The sequence below is a fragment of the Methylophaga sp. UBA5088 genome (assembly GCF_002414625.1).
Taxonomy (GTDB): domain Bacteria; phylum Pseudomonadota; class Gammaproteobacteria; order Nitrosococcales; family Methylophagaceae; genus Methylophaga; species Methylophaga marina.
The window spans coordinates 13485-17275 of sequence record NZ_DIAC01000092.1 but is presented as its reverse complement, the minus strand read 5'-3'; the positions used below and the strand labels follow the sequence as shown (position 1 = coordinate 17275).

Below are 3791 nucleotides of genomic sequence, written 5' to 3'. Positions count from 1 at the left end.
TTACTTGCTGTGGATGCCAAAATTAATCTGGATGATAACGGTTTATTCCGCCATGCCGAGTTGGCAGAGATGTTTGATCCCAGTCAGGAAGACGATGCAGAAGTTATCGCTCGTGAATTTGGCCTTAACTATATCTCTTTGGATGGCAATGTGGCTTGTATGGTCAACGGCGCCGGTCTGGCAATGGCCACCATGGATTTAATTCAAAAAGAAGGTGGGCAGCCTGCTAACTTCTTAGATGTCGGTGGTGGTACGACAGCTGCTCGCGTCGCTGAAGCATTTAAGTTGATTCTTTCTGATAAAAAAGTGAAGTCGATTTTGGTCAATATCTTCGGTGGTATTGTTCGTTGTGATCTGATTGCCGAAGGTATTATTCAGGCAGCGAAAGAAGTCGGTCTGTCATTACCCGTTGTTGTCAGACTTGAGGGCACAAATGCCCAACGAGGTCGTGAATTATTGAAAAACAGTGAAATGAGTATATATGCTGCCGATGATTTAACCGATGCTGCACGTCAAGCTGTAGCGGCAGCCCAGGAGTCGCAGGCATGAGTATTTTAATCAATCGTGAAACCAAAGTGATTTGTCAGGGCTTTACTGGCAAACAAGGTACATTTCACTCCGAGCAGGCCATTGCTTATGGCACCCAGTTTGTCGGTGGTGTGACGCCAGGAAAAGGTGGACAAACACATTTAGATAAACCTGTTTTCAACACGGTACATGAAGCAGTCGAACAAACAGGTGCAGATGCCACCATGATTTATGTGCCTGCTGCATTTGCTGCCGATGCGATTCTGGAAGCAGCTGATGCCGGTATTAAAGTGATTGCCTGTATCACTGAAGGTATTCCCGTTCTAGATATGTTACGCGTTAAACATGCTCTAGATAGTTACGATGCACATTTGATCGGTCCAAATTGTCCGGGCTTGATTACACCAGGTGAATGCAAGATTGGCATCATGCCCGGTAATATTCACCAGCCAGGAAAAATCGGCATTGTCTCACGTTCAGGTACGCTAACCTATGAAGCGGTTCATCAGACAACACAGAATGGGTTGGGGCAAAGTACGTGCGTCGGTATTGGTGGTGACCCTATTCATGGTATGAACTTTATCGAATGTCTTGAGTTGTTTGAGAATGATCCCCAAACAGAAGGTATTGTGATGGTTGGTGAGATTGGTGGCCATGCCGAAGAAGATGCCGCCGAGTTTATTCAAGCGCATGTTTCTAAACCGGTTGTGACCTATATCGCTGGTTTGACTGCGCCTGCTGGCAAACGTATGGGCCATGCTGGCGCCATTATCAGTGGCGGCAGTGGCACGGCTGAAGCGAAATTAAAAGCGCTTGAAGCTGCTGGCTGTGGTATTGCACGATCGCCTGCTGAAATTGGCGACATAATGCTGGCAATGATGGATAAAAAATAAATGCAAACACTCACGCTGGTGATGGGACAAATCAATCCCGTAGTAGGTGATGTCGCAGGAAATGTTAACAGGATTATTGAGTCTGCAAATCAGGCAAAACAACAGCATAATGCCGATTTAGTGGTGTTTCCTGAATTGACACTGAGCGGATATCCTCCAGAAGATTTATTACTCCGCCCCGGTTTGTTGAAGCGGGTTCGTAAAGCGTTAAGCACATTGGCGAGTAAGCTGGATAATATAACGGTGTTAGTTGGTCATCCAGCAGGTGATGTTGAATCGGGTTTATATAACTCTGCCTCGTTAATTGATGATGGCAAGGTGGTTTGTACTTATCACAAGCAGCAGTTACCCAATTATGGTGTGTTTGATGAGAAGCGTTATTTCGTTGAAGGTGATGAGGCGGTTGTCTTTGATTTTCGTGGCATCAATATTGGCATTACCATATGCGAGGATATCTGGTTCAAAGACCCCGCTGCCAGAGCAAAAGCCGCTGGTGCTGAGTTAATTGTCAACTTAAATGCTTCCCCTTATCACGTTGGTAAATGGCCGCTACGTGAAGCTGAAGTTAATAAGCGTGTCTCTGAAACTGGTCTGCCTGTTATCTATGTCAACCAATATGGTGGTCAGGACGAACTGGTATTTGATGGTTATTCTTTTGTAATCAATGCTGCAGGAACAAAAGTTGCTCAGGCGCCAGCATTAGAGTTTGGTTTATTCCCTGTCAGCATCAAGCGGGATGCATCAGGGGCTTTATCCTTATCTGGTGCCTTGTGCGAGCCTGAAGAGGAGTTGTCTACCATATACAAAGCACTAACGCTTGGACTGAAAGACTATATCGAGAAAAATCATTTTCCCGGTGTCGTGCTTGGTTTATCAGGCGGTATTGACTCTGCGTTAACCATGGCACTGGCTGTTGACGCCATTGGCGCAGACAAAGTGCATGCGGTGATGATGCCGTCGCGTTATACCTCTCAAATGAGTCTGGATGATGCGAAATTAATGGCCGAAGGACTCGGGGTCAAGTACAGCATTATTTCGATAGAACCCACCTTCAATGCATTTATTGACTCATTAGCCGATGAATTTAAAGGACTGCCGAACGATACAACGGAAGAAAATATACAGGCACGTTGCCGTGGCATTATTTTGATGGCCTTATCCAATAAAACTGGCTCAATGGTGCTATCGACCGGTAATAAAAGCGAAATGGCTGTGGGTTACTCGACATTGTACGGCGATATGGCTGGTGGATACTCGCCATTGAAAGATGTATATAAAACGCTGGTATATCAGTTAAGCCGTCATCGAAATCAACAGTCCCCGGCTATTCCTGAGCGAATTATTACACGTCCCCCGTCAGCTGAACTGGCAGAAGGGCAGTTGGATCAAGACAGTTTGCCTGACTATGCTGTCTTAGATCAGATTCTGCAGCGTTATATAGCGGATCAACAGTGCTTTGAAGACTTGGTTGAAGGGGGCTATGACGCGGATGTAGTTGCAAGAGTCATCAAAATGGTGGATCGTAATGAATATAAAAGGCGGCAGGCGCCTCCAGGTATTCGTATCAGTAGCCGGGCTTTTGGCCGAGATCGCCGATATCCTATCACGTCAGGCTACACCGTCACTTCAACTATAGAGTAAGGAACTACGATGAAAAAAATTGAAGCGATAATTAAACCTTTTAAGCTGGATGATGTTCGCCAGGCACTGTCTGATATCGGTGTGACTGGGATGACTGTTACCGAAGTTAAAGGCTTTGGTCGCCAGAAAGGACATACTGAGTTCTACCGTGGCGCTGAATATGTTGTGGATTTTTTACCCAAGGTAAAATTAGAAATCGCGGTGTCAGACGATAAAGTGGATGGCGTGATTGAAGCCGTCATTAAAGCCGCCAATACTGGTCGTATAGGCGATGGCAAAATCTTTGTTACACCATTAGAACAAGCAATTCGAATTCGCACAGGTGAGCAGGATCAAGACGCGATTTAGTTGATGCTGTATGCATAAAAAAAGCCCGTCGCTGAATGTTCAACGACGGGCTTTTTTGTTTTTGACTACTGCACTTCGGTTTGTGCTACTTCCGCAATTCCAGGATGGCCGGGATAGTTAATTCTAAGAACACGAAGTGAGTCTTCTGACAGCTCAAGCATGCCCAACACTTTGTAGGCTTTTGCCATCACTACTAGCGCCTCTGGCATCGCAGGTGTTCTGTCATAGTTTTCTATCACATATTTACCGCGATTGAGCGCCGCTAAGTATGAGCCTCTACGCATGTAATAATTGGCAACGTTCACTTCATGTTGTGCGAGACGGTTACGTAAATAGACGATGCGTTGAGCGGCATCTTCTGCATAACGGCTGGTAGGAAAA

4 protein-coding genes and 1 pseudogene are annotated in these 3791 nt (G+C 45.8%); 4 read left to right on the top strand and 1 reads right to left on the bottom strand.

Annotated features, from left to right (window positions below; all coding sequences use genetic code 11):
• The 4 genes and pseudogenes from sucC to B4K20_RS11470 all read left to right on the top strand — a co-directional run.
• A pseudogene (gene sucC / locus B4K20_RS11485) lies at window positions 1-549 on the top strand (succinate--CoA ligase subunit beta); the annotation flags it as partial.
• Window positions 546-1421 carry a succinate--CoA ligase subunit alpha gene (gene sucD, locus B4K20_RS11480; RefSeq protein ID WP_286305189.1) on the top strand — a complete coding sequence of 292 codons (876 nt, stop codon included), beginning with the start codon at window positions 546-548 and terminating at the stop codon, window positions 1419-1421. The pseudogene sucC and the gene sucD, both read left to right, overlap by 4 nt.
• A complete protein-coding gene (locus tag B4K20_RS11475; RefSeq protein ID WP_289282986.1) occupies window positions 1422-3062 on the top strand; it encodes an NAD+ synthase in 1641 nt (546 codons plus the stop codon). It begins immediately after the preceding gene.
• A gap of 9 nt (window positions 3063-3071) precedes the next feature.
• Window positions 3072-3410 carry a P-II family nitrogen regulator gene (locus B4K20_RS11470; RefSeq protein WP_289282985.1) on the top strand — a complete coding sequence of 113 codons (339 nt, stop codon included), beginning with the start codon at window positions 3072-3074 and terminating at the stop codon, window positions 3408-3410.
• Window positions 3411-3475: 65 nt separating this feature from the next.
• On the opposite strand, the gene bamD is transcribed toward B4K20_RS11470, so the two are convergent.
• Window positions 3476-3791, bottom strand: a 316-nt coding sequence (bamD, locus tag B4K20_RS11465; protein WP_289282984.1) for an outer membrane protein assembly factor BamD, incomplete at its 5' end; no start/stop codon positions are given.